The 17,904-nt window shown below is 61.3% G+C and carries 21 protein-coding genes; 10 read left to right on the forward strand and 11 right to left on the reverse strand.

Annotation, left to right across the window (positions count from 1 at the left end):
* The first annotated feature begins 83 nt into the window (after nt 1–83).
* Nucleotides 84–947 carry a hypothetical protein gene (locus BUA42_RS03140; protein ID WP_072776220.1) on the forward strand — a complete coding sequence of 288 codons (864 nt, stop codon included), beginning with the start codon at nt 84–86 and terminating at the stop codon, nt 945–947.
* Between the two features lie 2 nt (nt 948–949).
* Here the strand turns inward: BUA42_RS03140 and BUA42_RS03145 are convergent, their stop codons facing one another.
* The 3 genes from BUA42_RS03145 to BUA42_RS03155 all read right to left on the reverse strand — a co-directional run bounded on the left by BUA42_RS03145 (nt 950) and on the right by BUA42_RS03155 (nt 2,055).
* Nucleotides 950–1,342 (reverse strand): DUF1801 domain-containing protein, encoded by a 393-nt coding sequence (locus BUA42_RS03145; protein WP_072776221.1) that lies wholly within the window; start codon nt 1,340–1,342, stop codon nt 950–952.
* Nucleotides 1,343–1,374: 32 nt separating this feature from the next.
* On the reverse strand, nt 1,375–1,575 hold the full coding sequence (locus BUA42_RS03150; protein ID WP_072776713.1) for a SlyX family protein: 201 nt from the start codon (nt 1,573–1,575) through the stop codon (nt 1,375–1,377).
* Between the two features lie 135 nt (nt 1,576–1,710).
* A complete protein-coding gene (locus BUA42_RS03155; RefSeq protein ID WP_072776222.1) occupies nt 1,711–2,055 on the reverse strand; it encodes an ArsR/SmtB family transcription factor in 345 nt (114 codons plus the stop codon).
* A gap of 73 nt (nt 2,056–2,128) precedes the next feature.
* Here BUA42_RS03155 and BUA42_RS03160 point away from each other — a divergent pair, with 73 nt between their 5' ends.
* The 4 genes from BUA42_RS03160 (at nt 2,129) to hisG (ending at nt 5,904) form a co-directional block, all read left to right on the forward strand.
* The gene (locus BUA42_RS03160) at nt 2,129–2,584 is read left to right on the forward strand and encodes a DUF6428 family protein (protein ID WP_072776223.1); all 456 of its coding nucleotides are present in this window, start codon (nt 2,129–2,131) and stop codon (nt 2,582–2,584) included.
* A 76-nt stretch (nt 2,585–2,660) separates the two neighbouring features.
* Nucleotides 2,661–4,130 carry a histidine--tRNA ligase gene (hisS, locus tag BUA42_RS03165; RefSeq protein ID WP_072776714.1) on the forward strand — a complete coding sequence of 490 codons (1,470 nt, stop codon included), beginning with the start codon at nt 2,661–2,663 and terminating at the stop codon, nt 4,128–4,130.
* Complete coding sequence (locus tag BUA42_RS03170) at nt 4,130–5,215, forward strand: ATP phosphoribosyltransferase regulatory subunit (RefSeq protein ID WP_072776224.1); 1,086 nt, start codon at nt 4,130–4,132, stop codon at nt 5,213–5,215. Before hisS ends, BUA42_RS03170 begins: the two co-directional genes overlap by 1 nt.
* Nucleotides 5,212–5,904 (forward strand): ATP phosphoribosyltransferase, encoded by a 693-nt coding sequence (gene hisG, locus BUA42_RS03175; RefSeq protein ID WP_072776225.1) that lies wholly within the window; start codon nt 5,212–5,214, stop codon nt 5,902–5,904. Before BUA42_RS03170 ends, hisG begins: the two co-directional genes overlap by 4 nt.
* Nucleotides 5,905–5,931: 27 nt before the next feature.
* On the opposite strand, the gene BUA42_RS03180 is transcribed toward hisG, so the two are convergent.
* The 4 genes from BUA42_RS03180 to BUA42_RS03195 all read right to left on the reverse strand — a co-directional run bounded on the left by BUA42_RS03180 (nt 5,932) and on the right by BUA42_RS03195 (nt 9,489).
* On the reverse strand, nt 5,932–7,251 hold the full coding sequence (locus tag BUA42_RS03180; RefSeq protein ID WP_072776226.1) for an ABC1 kinase family protein: 1,320 nt from the start codon (nt 7,249–7,251) through the stop codon (nt 5,932–5,934).
* 41 nt (nt 7,252–7,292) lie between these two features.
* Nucleotides 7,293–8,075, reverse strand: coding sequence for an SDR family NAD(P)-dependent oxidoreductase (locus BUA42_RS03185; protein WP_072776227.1), 783 nt, complete (start codon nt 8,073–8,075; stop codon nt 7,293–7,295).
* A 22-nt stretch (nt 8,076–8,097) separates the two neighbouring features.
* Entirely contained in the window at nt 8,098–8,964 is an 867-nt protein-coding gene (yghU, locus tag BUA42_RS03190; protein ID WP_072776228.1) for a glutathione-dependent disulfide-bond oxidoreductase, read from the reverse strand.
* A 93-nt stretch (nt 8,965–9,057) separates the two neighbouring features.
* Complete coding sequence (locus BUA42_RS03195) at nt 9,058–9,489, reverse strand: DUF1489 family protein (protein WP_072776229.1); 432 nt, start codon at nt 9,487–9,489, stop codon at nt 9,058–9,060.
* A gap of 204 nt (nt 9,490–9,693) precedes the next feature.
* On the opposite strand from BUA42_RS03195, the gene BUA42_RS03200 reads away from it, so the two are divergent.
* On the forward strand, nt 9,694–11,985 hold the full coding sequence (locus BUA42_RS03200) for an adenosylcobalamin-dependent ribonucleoside-diphosphate reductase (RefSeq protein WP_072776230.1): 2,292 nt from the start codon (nt 9,694–9,696) through the stop codon (nt 11,983–11,985).
* The gene (locus tag BUA42_RS03205) at nt 11,963–12,478 is read left to right on the forward strand and encodes a DUF1993 family protein (protein WP_072776231.1); all 516 of its coding nucleotides are present in this window, start codon (nt 11,963–11,965) and stop codon (nt 12,476–12,478) included. Before BUA42_RS03200 ends, BUA42_RS03205 begins: the two co-directional genes overlap by 23 nt.
* A gap of 15 nt (nt 12,479–12,493) precedes the next feature.
* On the opposite strand, the gene BUA42_RS03210 is transcribed toward BUA42_RS03205, so the two are convergent.
* Nucleotides 12,494–13,843 (reverse strand): TrkH family potassium uptake protein, encoded by a 1,350-nt coding sequence (locus tag BUA42_RS03210; protein ID WP_084066094.1) that lies wholly within the window; start codon nt 13,841–13,843, stop codon nt 12,494–12,496.
* Nucleotides 13,843–14,499, reverse strand: coding sequence for a potassium channel family protein (locus BUA42_RS03215; RefSeq protein WP_072776232.1), 657 nt, complete (start codon nt 14,497–14,499; stop codon nt 13,843–13,845). The genes BUA42_RS03210 and BUA42_RS03215 overlap by 1 nt, the downstream gene beginning before the upstream one ends.
* A 499-nt stretch (nt 14,500–14,998) precedes the next feature.
* Between BUA42_RS03215 and ihfB the strand changes: the two genes are divergently transcribed.
* From ihfB to BUA42_RS03230, 3 genes are read left to right on the forward strand one after another with little or no spacing between them, the layout of a single operon-like run.
* Complete coding sequence (gene ihfB / locus BUA42_RS03220; RefSeq protein WP_072776233.1) at nt 14,999–15,280, forward strand: integration host factor subunit beta; 282 nt, start codon at nt 14,999–15,001, stop codon at nt 15,278–15,280.
* Nucleotides 15,281–15,287: 7 nt separating this feature from the next.
* Nucleotides 15,288–15,638, forward strand: coding sequence for a lipopolysaccharide assembly protein LapA domain-containing protein (locus tag BUA42_RS03225; RefSeq protein WP_072776234.1), 351 nt, complete (start codon nt 15,288–15,290; stop codon nt 15,636–15,638).
* Nucleotides 15,639–15,647: 9 nt separating this feature from the next.
* Nucleotides 15,648–16,304: a phosphoribosylanthranilate isomerase gene (locus BUA42_RS03230; RefSeq protein WP_072776235.1), complete on the forward strand. Its 657-nt coding sequence runs from the start codon at nt 15,648–15,650 to the stop codon at nt 16,302–16,304.
* A gap of 16 nt (nt 16,305–16,320) precedes the next feature.
* Here BUA42_RS03230 and BUA42_RS03235 read toward each other — a convergent pair whose 3' ends face one another.
* A complete protein-coding gene (locus BUA42_RS03235; protein ID WP_072776236.1) occupies nt 16,321–17,370 on the reverse strand; it encodes a quinone-dependent dihydroorotate dehydrogenase in 1,050 nt (349 codons plus the stop codon).
* Nucleotides 17,371–17,536: 166 nt separating this feature from the next.
* Nucleotides 17,537–17,872, reverse strand: a complete 336-nt coding sequence (locus tag BUA42_RS03240; RefSeq protein WP_072776237.1) for a DUF952 domain-containing protein — start codon at nt 17,870–17,872, stop codon at nt 17,537–17,539.
* Nucleotides 17,873–17,904 lie beyond the last annotated feature (32 nt).

Genomic DNA, 17,904 nt, shown 5'->3' on the forward strand with positions numbered 1-17,904 from the left:
CGGCGGAAGGTCGCGTTGGGGTATGCTGGACGCGTCTGCCACATCCCGCTACGCTCGATCCACTCACCGGGGGGAGAGTCACCATGATCCGTTTCGCAGCGATCTTCTGCGCCGCACTTGCCTTGTCAGGGTGTGCCTCCGATCCCCTGCAGGACGTCCCACGCCTGTCCGAGGCCGACGTGGCAGAGACCGAGAGTCAGGCGGCCATCCGGGCAGAGCCGGACGACGCCATCGGCGAGCCCGAGGTCGCGACTTCGGCTCAAGCCACCGCAGCCACTGCACAAACCCAGCGCGGCGGGTTGCTCGGTTTCCTGCAGCGCGCCGCCGATGAGGCGCGAGCGTCCGAAGGGACGACCGGAACAACGGTCGCTGCAGCACCGCCGCCAACGACCTCGGACGCGACGCCGTCGCCGGGGCTTTTCGGCGCACGCTCCGGTCCGCGACCATCCGATCCGGATTATCGCATCGTCGAATTGGGCACGCCTTTGCCATACGGGGTCCTCGCGCGCGTCTGCAACGTGCGCCCGCGCCAGCTGGGCAGTCGCGTGGATCGCTATCCGGAAGGGCGCGGCATGTACGCGCTTTACGATTCTCAACCCGGCAACACCGCGCCACACACGTTTTACGTGACGGGCTTCAAGGACGGCTGTGCGCGCCAGTTCACGGCGGCTCTTGCCGTCTTCGGGTCAACCGAGACGCATGAGCAAATCCGCTATGGCCTCCCGGCGCAGGTGCAGCCCTATTCTGAAACTGACGCCGCCTACGAGACTCTGAAATCCCGTGTCTGCCGCGTCCGTCGCGGCCAACCCTGTGGATCTGCGCTGCCGCGTCTGTCGCGCAACACGGTTTTCGTCAGCGTCTACGAACGTTTCGGGTCGAACCCGGTGTGGAAAACGATCCTCATCCACGATGGCGAAGTGATCGAGACCGACATCCGCGGGAACTGACCTCAGAACAGCCGCTCAAGACGTCCCTTGCGCTTTGTTATGTTCTTGTAATCCCATCGAATGCGACGGCTGTCCTCTAGCCAGGCAGCCAAAGCAGCGCTGTCGATCTCGCCCACATCTGTGAACCGTGCCTCGGCTGCTTTGAATGTTCCGGTTGGCTGTAAGCCAGGTGCATCGAAGGACTGACCGCTCCAGAAAATCAATCGCACGCAGTCTTTCAGTTTGCTGTAACCGACGATCGGATTGCCTTCGAGGAACCAAACCGGATGAGCGTACCACATCTTGGCCTCGGCCGCTGGCAACCCGGCGTCGATCTCTTGCCGCAGCCGGTCGCAGATCGCGCGATCCGGTTCGGCAAGCCCCGCATGATAATCCGATATCGTTGACGCCCCCATATCCGGATTTAGCACACTGCGCTCGCGGCAGGTCAATAATGCGGGGGACGCTCGTCGCCGAGGACGATCCCGCCGGAGCCTTCCGCCTCGCGCGCGGCTTCTCGCTGCAAGAGCATTTCGACCCGCGCGGTCAGGCGGTCGATCTCCTTTGCCTGCGCCGCCACCGTATCGGAGAGGTCATCCGTGACCCGCAACAGATGCGCAATGCGTTCTTCAAGCTGTGTCTGATCCATGCGCGACAGATGCGCGTCCGGTTTTCGAAACGCAAGAGGTGAATAGGTCAGGAACGGCACCCTTTTGTTTCGCGCGCGAAACATTGGGTCCGGATCGGACCTTTTAACTTCCTGAAAACCAATGTGAAAAGCGCCTTAACAGTCGAGGCCAGGTCCGTCGCCCGACGCTGATGCACAGCACTCTCGAACGGTCGGGTGACCGCCACAGCAGTCTTCCAGAAGGTAGCGCAAAAGCGCGCCGAGCGCCGCGAACTCGACCTGATAAACCACATGACGTGCCTGCCGCTTGCTGGAAACGATCCCGGCCTCTGACAGCAGGTTCAGGTGGAAGGTCGTCTTCGACGGACTTGCGTCGATGCTCGTCGCGATTTCCCCGGCCGTCAGCCCGTTGGGCGCGCGGGCGACCAACGCCCGAACCGCGCGCAGGCGCATCGGGTGGCTGAGGGCGGACAGGTTCGCCAGGGCAATCGCTTCGTTCATATTTCAAACTTTCTTGAAATGAAATCCATTCCATGTTTTTACTTCAATAATTATTGAAATGAAAGGAAAGCCCATGACCTTTGAACACTTCCGCAAGCAACTCGACAGGCTGCCGGCCGGCGCGCCTGTCGTGTTCTCAACGCCCGATGGGCCGATCCGTGGCGGGTACCATCTGACCGAAGTTCGGCAAGCACGACTGACCGGCCTTGCTTGCAACGGGGTGTCTGAAGAGTGGGGCGAGGTGGCGTTGCACCTCCTCGACGGGTTCGGTGGACCACATATGCCAGTTGCCACACTGTTCGGAATCCTGGGGAAGGCGGCAGAAACCCTGTCTGACGCCATCGATTATGAGGTCTCCGTCGCGTTCGGTCATGGCAACGCCACCCGAAGCGTTTACACGGTCACCGATCCGGTTCTCGAAGGCGACACAGTGAAGATTGCACTCACACCGTCACCGGTGGACTGCAAAGCCTTGAGCACGGCGCAGATGGATCAGGTCCGCGCAGCATCGGCCTGTTGCGGGGGCTGACAGAGCGTCGTTCTTGCCCCTTACCCCGTCAGCCGCTAGAGGAGGCGCGAAACCCAGACCCAACCGGGACATGACGATGGCCAAGCAGAAAAAAGCCCCGCGCCCCAAGGCAATCACGCCGAAAGGGTTCCGCGACTATTTTGGCGCGGAAGTGACCGAGCGCGCCGAGATGCTCGACAAGATCGCCGGGGTCTACCATCGCTATGGCTTCGACGCGCTGGAAAGCTCTGCCGTAGAGACGGTCGAGGCGCTGGGCAAGTTTCTTCCAGACGTGGATCGCCCGAATGACGGCGTGTTCGCGTGGCAGGAAGAAGACAATGATTGGCTTGCGCTGCGCTATGATCTGACGGCTCCTCTGGCGCGGGTTTACGCGCAGCACCGCAATGACCTGCCGCTGCCCTATCGCCGCTACGCGATGGGCCCGGTCTGGCGCAACGAAAAGCCCGGGCCGGGGCGGTTTCGCCAGTTTTATCAATGTGATGCGGACACGGTCGGTGCCGCGTCCGTGGCCGCGGACGCAGAGATCTGCGCTATGCTGGCGGATACTTTGGAAGTCGTTGGCATTCCGCGCGGGGATTACATCGTCCGGGTCAACAACCGGAAAGTGTTGAACGGCGTGCTGGAGACGATGGGTCTGAATGACGACGGCCAACGCGATGCGGTTTTGCGCACCATCGACAAGTTCGACAAGGTCGGAGAGGCCGGTGTGCGCGAGCTATTGGGCAAGGGCCGGTTGGACGCCTCGGGGGCGTATATCGATGGGGTTGGCCTCAGCGACGATCAGGCCGAGCCCGTTATCGCGTTTTTGACGTCCAGGGGAGACACTGCAGCGCAGACGGTTGAGAACCTCAAGGCGGCAGTGGGTGACAGTGAGATTGGTTTGGACGGCGTGGCAGAGCTTGAGCAGATCGCTGATCTGCTGGGCGCTGGTGGCTACGGCCCGGATCGCATCGTCATCGACCCCTCTGTTGTGCGGGGTCTTGGATACTACACCGGCCCGGTGTTCGAGGCCGAACTCACCTTTGAAATCCTTGATGAAAAGGGGCGCAAGCGGCAGTTCGGATCGGTTGCGGGCGGCGGGCGCTATGACGATCTGGTCAAGCGGTTTACCGGTCAATCGGTCCCCGCCACGGGTATCAGCATCGGGGTGGACCGTCTTCTCGCTGCGCTCCGCGAGAAAGGGCGCATCGGAAGCGAGGCGCAGGGCCCCGTGGTGGTCACCGTCATGGACCGCGACCGGATGGGCGATTATCAGGCGATGGTGGCCGAGTTGCGGCAGGCCGGGATCCGGGCAGAGGTCTATCTGGGCAATCCCAAGAATTTCGGCAATCAGCTGAAATACGCGGACAAGCGGCAGTCACCCGTGGCAGTGATCGAGGGCGGTGATGAGAAGGAAAAGGGCGTTGTCCAGATCAAGGACCTGATCCTCGGCGCGAAGATCGCCCAAAGCGCGAGCCACGAGGAATGGCAGGACCGTCCGCAACAGTTCGAGGTGCCGCGCGCCGATCTGGTCGCCAAGGTGCGCGAGATCCTGGACCAGTACTGATGGCCAGTATTGCCGAGATACGTGCCGAGGCCGCGCGCCTCTGTGCCCGGTTCGAGGCTGCGGGCGCAGTGCCAGTGGACTGCCCTGTTCTGCAACCCGCCGAGACACTTCTCGACCTCTATGGCGAGGACATCCGCGCGCGCGCCTACGTGACCCGCGACCCGTCACAGGGTGAAATGATGCTGCGCCCCGATTTCACCGTGCCGGTCGTGGAACGCCACATGGCCGAAGGCGCGGAGCCTGCGCGCTACACCTACGCGGGCGAGGTGTTCCGGAGGCAGGAAGACCACCCGGATCGCGCTTCGGAATACATGCAGGTCGGGTTCGAGGTGTTTGACCGCGCAAATCCGGCTGCGGCGGATGCGGAGGTGTTCGCCCTGATCTCTGACGTGGTGTCGCCGCTTCGGCTGCGGGCGGTGACCGGGGATATCGGTCTGTTGATAGCAATGGTGTCGGGGTTGCGCGTGTCCGAGGATCGCCGCACTGCGCTCCTCCGCCATATCTGGCGCCCGTCGCGCTTCACGGCGCTTATCAAACGCTACGCCGGGATGACGCCGGTGCCACCCAGCCGCACAGCGCTTTTGAGCGCTGCAGATCCCTTCGCACGCGCTGGGGCGCAGATCGGTTTGCGCAGCGAGGCGGAAATCGCCACGCGCATCGACGCACTGCGCAAAGAGGCGGCAGAGCCGCCGATGAGCGGTGAAGAGGTCGCCCTGATCACGGCAGTTCTGGGTGTGGCAGAGACATGTCCCAACGCGCTCGAACACCTGCGCGATATTGCGGTCGATATGCCAAGCATCACGCATGCGCTCGACCGGTTTGAAGCGCGCTGCACAGCTCTGGCCGCGCGGGGTGTCGATGTGGGTGCACTGGCTTTCGAGGCGTCTTTCGGGCGCACCTCGATGGAGTATTACGACGGGTTCGTGTTCGGGTTCTATGCCGATCCCGCCGCCGATCTGCCCCCTGTCGCAACCGGTGGCCGCTACGACGCGCTGACCCTGCGCCTGGGCAACGGTCGCACCATCCCGGCCGTAGGTGGCGTGATCCGCCCCGATCTGGTTCTGACGCTGGGAGGTGCGACATGAGCATCAAGCTTGGCGTGCCGTCGAAGGGACGGCTGATGGAGAAGACCTTTGATTGGTTCGCGACGCGTGGTGTCGTCCTGTCGCGCACCGGGTCTGACCGTGAATACGCGGGCGCGGTGGAAGGGATCGACAATGTCGATCTGGTGCTCCTGTCGGCGGGTGAGATCCCGCGCGAACTGGCCTCCGGGCGCATTCATCTTGGTGTGACGGGCAACGATCTGGTGCAGGAAAAGCTGGTTCAGTGGGATCAGAAGGTCGAACCGCTTGCGGGGCTGGGCTTTGGTCGGGCGGACCTGATCGTTGCGGTTCCGCAATGCTGGGTCGATGTGGACACGCTTGATGACCTCGACGGTGCAGCGGCGGCGTTTCGCAAGCGGCACGGGTTCCGGATGCGGATCGCAACAAAGTACCACCGGCTTGTACGTGACTATCTGCGGCGGGGCGGGGTCGCGGATTATCAGTTGGTCGACAGCCAGGGTGCGACCGAGGGGACGGTGAAGAACCTGACGGCGGAAGCGATTGCGGACATCACGTCGACCGGCGAAACGCTGCGAGCCAATCACCTGAAAATCCTCGCGGAAGACCCGGTGTTGCGAAGTGAGGCGACGCTCTTCCGGAGCCGATCAGCCCCGATGGCCGGTGCGGACCGCGACACGATCAGCGAATTGCGGATCAAGTTGGGCGTGTAAAATAGGGACGTTCCGAGATCCGGCGCGTCAGACGTGCATGTCGAACAACTCGCGCAGATTGACTTTCGCACGCAGCCGCGTCGCCAGCAGGAACAACCCCGCCGCCTTTCGCTGCAGGTAAAGCACCTCGGTCGGCGGAATGTGCTGGATCGACCGATCGCGGCCAAGCGCCATACCGCGGTCCCTCAGATCGGCGACAAGTGTCGTGTCGCCGAAGTCAAACCCATCCGGTGACAGCATTGGGCCGTTGGCTGTGGCGACCATGTCGAGGATTTCGGCTTGAACGGCTTCCGGCAAGGCATCGGTCAAAAGCCCCAGATCGCGCAATGCGTCCGCAAGACCGGCAAGGTCGTTCTCGAGCGCAGGCTGCAGCATGGCGCGCGACCTGGCGATCAGCGAAGCGTCGAGCCGCCGCGTTGCGCCGAAGTCGAGCAGGACCAGACGCGCGGTCTCGGGTTGCCAGCGGAAATTGGCGAAGTTGGGGTCGGATTGTACCAACCCGAACTCGAACACCTCCCGCATCATGAGCGCGATCAGACGCCGGGCCACATCATCCCGCGTCGCCGCGTCTGCATCGTCCAGCGTGTCGATGGGCTGGGAGGGCACGAAATCCATTGCGAGGATGTCCGCCGTGCTGAAATCCGCCTGGCAGCCAGGGACGACGCAGGTCGGATCATCGCTCAGAAGCTGTCCGAATTCCGCAAGATACGCGGCCTCCTGCACGTAATCGGCCTCTTCGTGCAATTGCCGACGCGCGTCTTCGAGCAGCGATGCGAGGTCGAGACCCTTGGGCACCATCCCGGACAGGCGCATCAAACCCGCGAGGTTGCGGATATCGCTGTCGATGCTGTCTCGGATGCCGGGGTACTGCACCTTGATGGCGAGGTCGCGACCGTCGCGGGTTTGCGCACGGTGGACCTGACCAATGGATGCTGCCGCGATGGGGCGGACATCGAACCGCTTGAACCGTTTGGTGAAATCGCTGCCCCACGCCGCGCTCAGAACCTTTTTGAGCTGCGATGGCGGCATGAAATGCGCCTGTGATTGCAGGGGCCGCAAGACCGCGGCCAATTCCGGCGTCAGCAGATCGCCCGCTTCCAGGGACAGCAGCTGGCCCATTTTCATCGCGGCCCCGCGCATCTGTGACAGTTGCTGCGTCAACCGATGGGCGTTGGACGGCGTGAGGAACATGTCGCGCGGCGACGGACGTTGCCCGCGCAACAGATGCCGCGCGCCTTCGGCAGCGGCCGATCCGATCAGCCCGGCGGTCAGGCCACCCATCCGGGCGGCGCGATTGGCGCGTCCTGTCGGAACAGCGCGCGCGCGGGGATCAGGGGTGTCGCTCATGCGTCACGAGGTAAGTGCCATGACCGCAAAGGCAACGTCGTTCAGGCCTGCTTTTCCTGCATGTCGCCGAAGATCTTCAGCACCAGACGACGCGGCATGAACGGGATGACCCAGTTGAGCAGGAAGCTCAGTTTGGCTTCGTTGATCGTGACCAGCGTGCCCTGCATCATTGCGTCATAGCCGTGTTTGGCCACCGACCTCGCCGTCGCGCCGCCTTGGCTGACGAGCTTGGTGCCTTCGAGATCTGCCACTTCCGCGAATTCGGTCTTCACGTAGCCCGGCGCGAGCACGGTGCAGGTGACACCTTTGTCCCGCATTTCGTGATCCACGGCTTGGCTGAACGAGTTGACGAAGGCTTTGGTGGCGAAATAGACAGCCTGATTGGGCCCGGGTGCGAAACCCGCAGTCGATCCGACATTCAGGATCTTACCTCCGCCTTTGGCCGCCATATCGCTGCCGAACCTATGCGTTAGCTCAACCAGTGCCTTCACGTTCAGGTCGATCATCGACAGCTCTTTCGCGAGATCGCGTTCAATATGCTTGCCGTGTCCGCCGAAGCCCGCGTTATTGATCAGAATATCCGGGGTGAGACCGGCGGATTTGACCGCCTCATAGAGTTTGGCGGGTCCGCCGTCAGATGCCAGGTCAGCGGTGATCACATGTGCGCTGATGCCGTGCTTGTCCTCCAGTTCGGATTTCAGTTTGTTCAACGCCTCTTCGCGGCGGGCGACGAGGATGACGTCGCCGCCTTTGGAGGCGTGATAGCGTGCAAGTTCTTCGCCGATACCGGATGAGGCACCGGTGATGAGGGCAAGTTTGCTCATTGGATTGAATCCTTCCAGAGGTCTATTCGGCGGCGTCGAGCTTGTCTTGTGTGCGCGTCTCGAAATCGGATGCGTCATGACGCTCGTGCAGCTGTTCGCTTGGATCGCCAGAGGCGCGGTTTACCATGCGGCCGCGTTTCACTGCATCGCGCGCGTCGATCATCTTGGCCCAGCGCGCAACGTTGGTATAGCTTCCGACGTCGAGGAAATCGGCGGCATTGTAGAGGCGGCCCAGAACAAGCCCGCCGTACCACGGCCAGATCGCCATGTCGGCGATCGTGTAATCAGGGCCGCTGATGAATTCGCTGTTGGCGAGTTGACGGTCCAGAACGTCGAGCTGCCGTTTGGTTTCCATCGCGAAGCGGTTGATCGGGTACTCCATCGGCTCTGGCGCATAGGCGTAGAAATGGCCGAAGCCGCCGCCGAGATACGGCGCGCTCCCCATCTGCCAGAAAAGCCAGCTGAGCATTTCGGCGCGGTTGTCCTGCGGCCCGAGGAACGCGTCGAACTTCTCGGCCAGATGCATGAGGATCGCGGCGGACTCGAAGACCCGGACGGGCGTGTCGCCGGTGTAGTCCATCAGCGCGGGGATCTTGGAGTTTGGGTTGATCTCGACAAAGCCCGACCCGAACTGGTCGCCGTCACCGATCTTGATGAGCCACGCGTCGTATTCGGCGTCGCTGTGGCCGGCTGCCAGCAGCTCTTCGAACATGATCGTGACCTTCTGCCCGTTCGGGGTTGCAAGGCTGTACAGCTGGAAGGGATGCTTGCCGCGCGGAAGGTCCTTGTCGTGGGTTGCGCCGGCAACGGGTCGGTTGGTGCTGGCGAACTTGCCGCCGTTTTCCTTGTCCCAGGTCCAGACTTTGGGGGGCGTGTAGGTATCGGTCATGGTGATGGTCCTGATCTGGTTTGGTTGCAGCTCAAGGTAAGACCCAAGGTCGAAAGTACCAGTGCGATGGCGCAGGTCGGATGTGCAACGTGGTCAGAGAACGCCGATTTCCGCCAGCTTTCCGGCCAGGTCCGGCGGCAGGGCGTCATCGTTTGCGCGCGCCTTTCCAAGGTCTGCCGGGGCATCTTCAGGTTTGAGATAGCGCCATCCCTGAAACGGACGTTTCGGTGCGACAGTCGTACGGATAAGCTCGGGGTCGAGGACAATGGCGCACCGGCGAATGCCGTCGTCGCCGATCACCTCTTCAAGGCTGAGAACGCGCTGGCGGGCCTGCAGAAAGCCTTTGACCACCCAGTAGATCGACCCGCCGTTGAGCAGTTCTGCCTCGCGCTTGGGCCACATGCGGGTCAGGTGGTAGTACTGGCCGCCGATCCGCTGCTTTGAGCGGTTGCGTTGCCAATCCTCGATCTGTTCGACGCTGTCCGAGCCGACAGAGAGTTTGATGAGGTGTATCGTGCCTGTCATGGTGTGTCCCCTTGGGAACGACATTAGACGGCTTCTACCCGGGTTCAAGGGAGGCACGGTCCGGTTTGGTTTTTCCCGGGCTTATCCACAGAGTCTTCCCCAAGGCGTACCGAATGTGGTAGTGTCGATGTCTCACAAAGCTAATTGTTGTTTCTCCCGGACACGGTATCTTGTCGGTCTGCCACACCAAGGGAATCGCTGCCAATGACACGTTTCACTGCTCCGATTGCGGAACAAATCTGGGACATGAAGTACCGGCTGAAAGAGGCGGATGGCACACCGCTGGATGTCTCCGTGGAAGACACGTGGCGGCGGATTGCGCGGTCTCTGGCCGAGGTGGAGAAAGAGCCCGAGGTCTGGGCGGATCGGTTCTATACGGCGCTTGAAGACTTCAAGTACCTGCCCGCGGGCCGGATCACGGCAGGCGCAGGCACAGCGCGGTCGGTGACGCTTTTCAACTGTTTTGTAATGGGCACGATTCCCGACAGCATGGGCGGCATTTTCGAGATGCTGAAGGAAGCCGCGCTGACGATGCAGCAGGGCGGGGGGATCGGCTACGATTTCTCGACCATCCGGCCCAAGGGCGCGGATGTGAAGGGCGTTGCGGCGGACGCGTCTGGACCCTTGTCTTTTATGGATGTGTGGGATGCCATGTGCCGCACGATCATGTCGGCAGGGTCGCGTCGCGGTGCCATGATGGCGACGATGCGCTGCGATCACCCGGATATCGAGGATTTCATCACAGCGAAATCCGACGCCGCCCGTCTGCGCATGTTCAACCTGTCGGTGCTGGTCACGGACGACTTCATGGAGGCTGTGAAGACGGACGGTTCGTGGGATCTGCAATTCGACGGGCAAATCTACCACACCGTTCAGGCGCGCGATCTGTGGAACAAAATCATGCGCGCGACCTACGATTATGCCGAACCGGGCGTGATCTTCATTGATCGGATCAACGCGGCCAACAACCTGAGCTATTGCGAGACGATCGCGGCGACGAATCCCTGCGGCGAACAGCCATTGCCACCCTATGGTGCGTGCCTTCTGGGATCGATCAACCTCGCGCGGTTGGTTTCCGATCCGTTCGAGGATGCCGCTGCACTCGACGAGGATGCGCTGCAGGAGTTGGTGGCGACTGCCGTGCGCATGATGGACAACGTGGTCGACGCGTCGAACTTTCCGCTGGCAGCGCAGGCGGCAGAGGCGCAGGCGAAACGGCGGATTGGCTTGGGTGTGACCGGCTTGGCGGATGCACTTTTGATGTTGGGACTGCGCTACGGCTCTGACGAGGCAGCGCGTCAGACGGAGGATTGGTTGCACGCCATCGCGCGCGCCGCATACCTCGCGTCGGTCGACCTGGCAAAAGAGAAGGGCGCCTTCCCTCTCTTTGATGCTGACGCATTTTTGGCCAGCGGCGCGATGCAGCATATGGACGCCGATGTGCGCGATGCGATCCGCGAACACGGCATTCGTAACGCGCTTTTGACGTCCATCGCGCCCACCGGGACAATCTCACTTTATGCGGGCAATGTCTCGTCCGGGATCGAGCCGGTGTTTGCCTACGCCTACACCCGCAAGGTGCTGCAGAAAGACGGGACCCGGACCGAGGAAGAGGTCGTGGATTACGCCGTCCAGATGTGGCGCGAGAAGTTCGGCGACCGTGAGTTGCCGGACTACTTCGTCAACGCCCAGACGTTGCAGCCGCTGGAGCATGTGAAGATGCAGGCGGCGGCGCAGAAATGGGTGGATTCGTCGATTTCCAAAACGATCAACTGTCCCGAGGATATCAGCTTCGAAGCGTTCAAGGACGTCTACATGGAGGCGTTCGAAACGGGCTGTAAGGGCTGTACAACCTACCGCCCGAATGACGTGACGGGCTCGGTGCTGAGCGTGGCGGAGGAGAAGAAATCGGACGCACCCGAAGTGGTGACATCTTCGGAGGATGAGCCGCGCCAGCCGCATGGCGACGTGATCTACATGTCCGAACCTCTGGACCGGCCAAAGGCGCTGGAAGGGCAGACCTACAAGCTCAAGTGGCCGGACAGCGAGCACGCGATTTACCTCACGATCAACGACATCATCGTCGGCGGGCATCGTCGTCCGTTCGAGGTTTTCATCAACTCCAAGAACATGGAGCATTTCGCCTGGACCGTGGCGCTGACCCGTATGATTTCGGCGGTGTTCCGGCGCGGCGGGGACGTGTCCTTCGTGGTCGAGGAACTGAAAGCGGTATTCGATCCGCGTGGTGGAGCGTGGGTGCAGGGCAAGTACATTCCGTCGATCCTTGCCGCCATCGGCGGGGTGATCGAGCAACACTTGATCTCTATCGGGTTCCTCGAAGGCGAGGGCATGGGGCTCAAATCCGATCCGCAGGCGGCGGTGGTCAACTTGGGTGGGCCGCGCGGGCCTGCCTGTCCGTCCTGTGGGCAATACGACATGCGGATGATCGAAGGGTGTATGACCTGCGGGTCTTGTGGTCACAGCAAATGCGGATGATGCGGCGCGGATGACGGACGCTTTGGCAGAGGCGGTGCCGCAATCGGTCCGGACTTATCTCGATCGCGTGCAGCACATCCTCGACCAAGTCGCCTTGCGCGAGGACGGTGACGATCTGCTGGCGATCAAGCTCGCGCCAGACATGTTCGACACGGGGTTCAATTTCGCCATCGCGATCCAGTTCGCCGCGCGCGCCCTCTGTCCACCTGCCCGCATGGACGTGCCAGAGATCCCGGACACCTTTACCTGTGCGACTCTGCGCGTTTTCCAGCGAGTGGTCGCAGACCTGATCGCGCCGATCCGCGCGTCAGACCTGCGGCACGAGGTGACCCATGTGGCGGGTGAGGCGAAGCTAACACAGGATCCGGCCAGCTATGTCATGCTCTTCGCCCTGCCCAACATGATCTTCCATCTGAGCCTTGCCTATGCCGGACTGCGGCACGGTGGGATGCAGATCGGAAAGGCGGATTTCGACGGGCTGCACGTCTACTGACCGCCAAGACCTGAATTAGCCGAGGAAGACCTTGCCATCGGGGTACTTCACCCGCGCCTTTGATTTCTGCGCGAGGAAAAATCCCAGCGTCAGTGGCCCAAGCCGCCCGACGAACATGATCACCATGATGATCGCGCGTCCCACGCTGTCGAGCTCTCCGGTGGCACCCCGGGACAGTCCGACGGTGCCGAAGGCCGATGTCACCTCGAACAAGAGATCGAGGAAGTCGCCCGTGTAGGTGAGCGATGCGATGAAAAGGCCCATGAGGACGAGGAACAGGCTAAGCGACGTCAGTGCCAGAACCTTGATGATCTCTTCGATGCCAAGGCTGCGCCCGAAGATCGTCAGGCGGTCCTCGCGGCGGAAGAAGGCGAGCGTTGCGAGGCAGAGCACGATCAGCGTTGTGACCTTGATCCCACCCGCAGTGGAAGAGGGGCCGCCACCGACAAGCATCATCGTGATAGTCATCAATGTCGTGCTCGTCTCCATCTGGGCGTAGTCGAGCGTGTTGAAGCCGGCGGTGCGCGGTGTGACGGCCTGGAACCAGCTGGCCAGCAAGCGGTCTCCGGTGCTGTCTAGCGCCCCCAGCGTGCCGGGGTTGTTCCATTCCAAAGCGGCGACCATCACCCAGCCCCACACAATGAGCACGAGGCTGCCCGAGAGCATCAGTTTGCTGTGCAGCGACAGCGTTTGCCAGCGGCGTTTCTGGTAGAGATCGGCAAGGACGACGAACCCAAGCCCGCCAATCATGAAAAGCACGGTGATGGTGATGTTCACAATCGGATCGCCGACATAGCCGACGAGGCTGTCGCTGAAGAGAGAGAAGCCCGCATTGTTGAAGGCCGAGATCGCATGAAAGAGCGCTTGCCAGAACCCATGTGTCCAGCCGAACTCGGGTACGAAGACCGTCATGAGGAACGCTGTCCCGATGGCCTCGCAGATCAGGGCGACGATGATGACAAGGCGGACGAGCTGTCCGAGGTCGCGCAGGCTTGTCTGTCCCAATTCATCGCGCAGGACGAGCCTTTGCGGCAGGCCGAACTGCATGCCCAGCATGGACAATAGCAGGGCGGCGAAGGTCATCAGCCCAAGTCCCCCGATCTGGATCAGGAGGGCGATAACGATCTGACCGATCAACGTGTAGTCCGACCCTGTATCGACCACGATCAAGCCCGTCACCGTCACCGCAGAGGCGGCCGTGAACAGCGCATCTTCAAAGGTGACGTCGCCGGTATTGCTGAAGGGCAGGCGCAGGACGATAGCACCCAGCAGAATGAACACAGCGTATACCGTGGCGAGGACAGCTGGCGGGCTGAACCGGCGTCGCGACAGAGAAAGCTGGAAGTCGCTGATTGACTTCAACATCACAGACTTCCGGCGAAATCGCGCAATTCGGAGCGGCGGCCGAGCATCAGGATCAGGTCGTCTTTCTGTAATGTGCAGGCTTCCCCGTCACGCCCGATGAATTCGGTGCCGCGCATGACACCGAGGCAGCGCAGATCGTAGTCTTCGGCATAGGACAGGTCTGACAACTCTTTACCTTCGAGGCTCTCCGGAACGGTGAAGTTCACGATGTGGAGGCCATTTCCGAGACTGACGTAATCGCGGATCAGCGGGTTGTTCAGCATCTGGGCAACGTGCTGACCCACCTCTTTCTCGGCGCGGATCACCCGGTCGACGCCAAGCTTGCTGAGGATGCGGTGATGGTTCTTTGATCCCGCCTTGGCCCAGACCTTTTTCACGCCCACCGTCTTGAGGTTGATGGCCGCGAGGATGCTGGTCTCGATATTCGAACCGATGGCAACGAGGCCGACTTCGCACTGGTCGATCCCGGCTTCACGCATGGCGCCGTCATCACGCGCGTCGAAGATCAGCGCCTGGCTGAGGTGCTCGGAATGTGCGCCGACCTTGGCCTCGTCGATATCCACACCGATCACGTGGTTGCCGAAGCGTTCGAGTTCCTTGGCCACGACACTCCCGAAGGTGCTGAGGCCGATCACGGCAAAAGTGGCTTTCGTCATGTTGGATGGGCTTTCCGTACAGAAAAATATTTGACGTAAACGCCGGACACGTCGATTTGGTTTCAATTCATCCGGACATGTCTGTCGCTTTTGCCCCAGAGAGTTGTGCGTGTTGTGGCCACTTGTCCAGATGGAAGCATGCGCGCTTTGGAAATAAATTCTGGAATGCGTGGAAGCGACGAATGCGCAAAGCTGTCCATCGCGGGGACGTCGTTGTCCGGCGCCAAAAGTGCGGAACGCCATTGCTCCTTCGGCCTCGGGTCTTGCTCTCGTGGTTACGCAGAATTCTCCGAATCGTAATGTAAGATACATACCTTCAGACACGGCGCCTGAGCGGATTTGAGCCAAGAAATGGGCAGCGCAGTGGCCAGAAGCGCTTCATTTGCCTGAACTTTCTCGATTTCAGGCGATGCGGACGGTTTTCGTATCAGTGTCGTCTGCGTATACTCGGCTTCACGAACACGACGGGGATATGTGTTCCACAAGGGGATGCGAAATAATGATACGGTCGGAATTGATTCAAAAGATCGCTGATGACAACCCGCATTTGTACCAGCGCGATGTTGAGCGCATCGTGAACACCATTTTCGAAGAAATCATCAATGCGATGGCGCGCGGCGACCGGGTTGAGCTGCGCGGCTTCGGGGCGTTTTCCGTGAAGAAACGGGATGCGCGCATTGGCCGGAACCCTCGAACGGGTGAGGCTGTTGAAGTGGAAGAAAAGCACGTGCCGTTTTTCAAAACCGGCAAGTTGCTTCGAGACAGGTTGAACGGAAAGTAAGGGTCTGATGCGATACATTCGCTATGCGTTTCTTGCGGTGCTCGCCATCGCTTTGTTGTCGGTGGCCTTGGCCAATCGCGGGATGGTGACGTTGCAGCTGCTGCCCTCGGGTTTGTCCGAGATGGCCGGAATGAACCGATCGATCGAACTGCCGCTTTTCATCGTGATCTTTGGCGGAATCATCGCGGGTCTGCTGATCGGTTTTGTCTGGGAATGGCTACGTGAGCACAAGCATCGCGCCGCTGCCGCTCAGCGCGGGGCCGAGGTCAAGAAGCTCGAACGCGAATTGCGCCGTACCAAGGCCGAGCGCGACAAGGACAAGGACGAAGTGCTGGCGCTGCTTGACGAGGCCAGCTAGACCCGTCCCATGACGCCGGGAATTCGAACCAAGATATGCGGGCTGACCCGTTCCGAAGACGTGCTTGCTGCGGCAGACGCCGGGGCGGCCTATGTGGGGTTCGTTTTTTTTCCGAAAAGCCCGCGCAACCTGACCGTCGAAATGGCTCATGCGCTTGCCATCGAAGTTCCGGCCGGAATCGCCAAGGTCGCGCTTGTCGTGGACGCCGATGACGGGCTGTTGTCACAGATCACCGACACGGTTCCGATCGACATGCTTCAACTGCATGGGAGCGAAAGCCCGGAACGCGTCTCTGATGTGCGATCGCGGTTCGGCTTGCCGGTGATGAAGGCGGTGGGTGTTGCCGAGGCGGAGGATGTGGCGGCGCTGGATGTCTATTCCGAGGTGGCCGATCAGATCCTTGTCGATGCCAAGCCGCCGAAAAATGCAAACCTTCCCGGTGGAAACGGTGTTGCCTTTGACTGGCGGCTTATATCGGCGCGGCGGTGGTCAAAGCCGTGGATGCTGGCCGGTGGTTTGACGCCAGAAAACGTGGCCGAAGCTCTTGCACTGACGGGCGCGCGGCAGGTCGATGTGTCGTCTGGCGTGGAGGCCGCGCCGGGCCAAAAGGATGCAGAGAAAATCCGAAACTTCATCGCCGCCACACGGATGCCGTCACTGGCCTGACAGAGCGAGTGAGAAGTCACCGAACGCCGGATCCAACCGCATCCGCAACGGTTCCGAAGCCGTCTCTCGCCAGTAGCGCGTCGAGGCCACGCGCAATCTCGGGGATCAAACCCAGACCGCGATAGACCAGCGCCGAGTAAAGCTGCACAGCCGACGCGCCAGAGCGGATCTTTTCGTAAGCGTCTTCTGCAGAGGCCACGCCGCCGACGCCGATGATCGGTAGCTTTCCCTCTGTGTGTTGGTAGAGCTCCCGCAGGACGCGCGTCGATTTCTCGAACAAAGGTCTTCCGGAGAGACCGCCGGTTTCGCTTGCAAAGCGTGATGTCAGACCGTCCCGGTCGAGCGTGGTATTCGTGGCGATCAGCCCGTCGATCCCGGACGACACAGCAACATCTGCCACATCTGCAATCTCGGCGTCCGACAAGTCAGGCGCGATCTTGAGAAATATCGGGATCGGCCGCGCTAGGCCCGCCCGACTATTCATGACGCCCGCCAGCAATGCCGCCAGGGCGTCTTTGCCCTGCAGGTCCCGCAGCTTTTCGGTGTTGGGCGAACTGACGTTGACCGTGGCGAAATCGATGTATGCATCGCAGGTCTCAAGCACCGTTGCGAAATCCTGAGCCCGGTTTTCGCTGTCTTTGTTCGCGCCGAGGTTCAGACCAATTACGGCGTCGCGCGGACGGTTTTGCAGTCGCTGCGCAATCGCGTGCATACCGTCGTTGTTGAAACCAAAGCGGTTGATGACCGCATTGTCCTCGGCCAACCGAAAGAGACGCGGTTTCGGGTTGCCTGGCTGCGGGCGCGGTGTTGCAGCGCCGACCTCGATAAAGCCAAACCCGGCGCGTGACAGCGGGCGCAGCGCCTCGGCGTTTTTGTCGAACCCGGCCGCTAGACCGATGGGATTGGGCAGGGACAATCCAGCAAGCGTCGTGTGCAAGCGCGGACTGGTGACGGTCCCGGTTGTCGGTGCCAGACCGAATTGAAGAGCTCTCAGCGCCAGCCCATGTGCCGTTTCCGGATCAAACCTGTGCAACAGGCGCAACCCGAGCGTTTCGAGCGCGGTCATTCGGAAATGCCCCCGCGCTCCTGTCTCTCACTGCGTGGCAGGCAAGAAAGTCCCACGGCGGCTTTGCGAAAGACTGGGTCGGTTCCTATCGCCAGAAACGCGGGGGCGTGAGCGCCCGACAGGTTCTTGAACGCCTCGGACTGGGTGCGTGTTGGATCGACATGCGTCATACAACGTCTTCCGGGAACACATGTTGCCCACCCGACAGCGGCAAAGGTTTCGCCCAAACCATCTCGGACAGCCTCAACGGACCGTACAGATGGGGGAACAACGCGCCGCCCCGCGACGGTTCCCACCGAAGGTCTCCGGTCATCGTTTCTTCGTCATAAGCCAGCACCATCAGACCGTTGGTTCCGGTAAAATGCTTGGCTGCGGTTTCGCGAACCTGCGCGGCGGTGGAGAAGTGGACATAGCCGTCAGCGACGTCAACCGGCGCACCGGGCGTCTCGCCCGCCGCTTGCAGGGCAGCCCACTCATCGGCGCGAAGAATTTTGTAGATCATGCCTGCGCGTGTGCCGTTCTCTTCAGCTGACG

Origin of the sequence: Marivita hallyeonensis, from assembly GCF_900129875.1 — a bacterium.
GTDB lineage: Bacteria > Pseudomonadota > Alphaproteobacteria > Rhodobacterales > Rhodobacteraceae > Marivita > Marivita hallyeonensis.

Bases quoted from the DNA above. Each gene is read 5' to 3' on its own strand.
- BUA42_RS03215 (WP_072776232.1), bottom strand. From the start codon at position 14,499: ATGACGAAAGCCACTTTTGCCGTGATCGGCCTCAGCACCTTCGGGAGT.
- BUA42_RS03150 (WP_072776713.1), bottom strand. From the start codon at position 1,575: ATGGATCAGACACAGCTTGAAGAACGCATTGCGCATCTGTTGCGGGTC.
- BUA42_RS03180 (WP_072776226.1), bottom strand. From the start codon at position 7,251: ATGAGCGACACCCCTGATCCCCGCGCGCGCGCTGTTCCGACAGGACGC.
- BUA42_RS03170 (WP_072776224.1), top strand. From the start codon at position 4,130: ATGGCCAGTATTGCCGAGATACGTGCCGAGGCCGCGCGCCTCTGTGCC.
- BUA42_RS03155 (WP_072776222.1), bottom strand. From the start codon at position 2,055: ATGAACGAAGCGATTGCCCTGGCGAACCTGTCCGCCCTCAGCCACCCG.
- hisG (WP_072776225.1), top strand. From the start codon at position 5,212: ATGAGCATCAAGCTTGGCGTGCCGTCGAAGGGACGGCTGATGGAGAAG.
- hisS (WP_072776714.1), top strand. From the start codon at position 2,661: ATGGCCAAGCAGAAAAAAGCCCCGCGCCCCAAGGCAATCACGCCGAAA.
- BUA42_RS03225 (WP_072776234.1), top strand. From the start codon at position 15,288: ATGCGATACATTCGCTATGCGTTTCTTGCGGTGCTCGCCATCGCTTTG.
- BUA42_RS03200 (WP_072776230.1), top strand. From the start codon at position 9,694: ATGACACGTTTCACTGCTCCGATTGCGGAACAAATCTGGGACATGAAG.
- yghU (WP_072776228.1), bottom strand. From the start codon at position 8,964: ATGACCGATACCTACACGCCCCCCAAAGTCTGGACCTGGGACAAGGAA.
- BUA42_RS03240 (WP_072776237.1), bottom strand. From the start codon at position 17,872: ATGATCTACAAAATTCTTCGCGCCGATGAGTGGGCTGCCCTGCAAGCG.
- BUA42_RS03145 (WP_072776221.1), bottom strand. From the start codon at position 1,342: ATGGGGGCGTCAACGATATCGGATTATCATGCGGGGCTTGCCGAACCG.
- BUA42_RS03210 (WP_084066094.1), bottom strand. From the start codon at position 13,843: ATGTTGAAGTCAATCAGCGACTTCCAGCTTTCTCTGTCGCGACGCCGG.
- BUA42_RS03140 (WP_072776220.1), top strand. From the start codon at position 84: ATGATCCGTTTCGCAGCGATCTTCTGCGCCGCACTTGCCTTGTCAGGG.
- BUA42_RS03195 (WP_072776229.1), bottom strand. From the start codon at position 9,489: ATGACAGGCACGATACACCTCATCAAACTCTCTGTCGGCTCGGACAGC.
- BUA42_RS03235 (WP_072776236.1), bottom strand. From the start codon at position 17,370: ATGACCGCGCTCGAAACGCTCGGGTTGCGCCTGTTGCACAGGTTTGAT.
- BUA42_RS03160 (WP_072776223.1), top strand. From the start codon at position 2,129: ATGACCTTTGAACACTTCCGCAAGCAACTCGACAGGCTGCCGGCCGGC.
- ihfB (WP_072776233.1), top strand. From the start codon at position 14,999: ATGATACGGTCGGAATTGATTCAAAAGATCGCTGATGACAACCCGCAT.
- BUA42_RS03230 (WP_072776235.1), top strand. From the start codon at position 15,648: ATGACGCCGGGAATTCGAACCAAGATATGCGGGCTGACCCGTTCCGAA.
- BUA42_RS03185 (WP_072776227.1), bottom strand. From the start codon at position 8,075: ATGAGCAAACTTGCCCTCATCACCGGTGCCTCATCCGGTATCGGCGAA.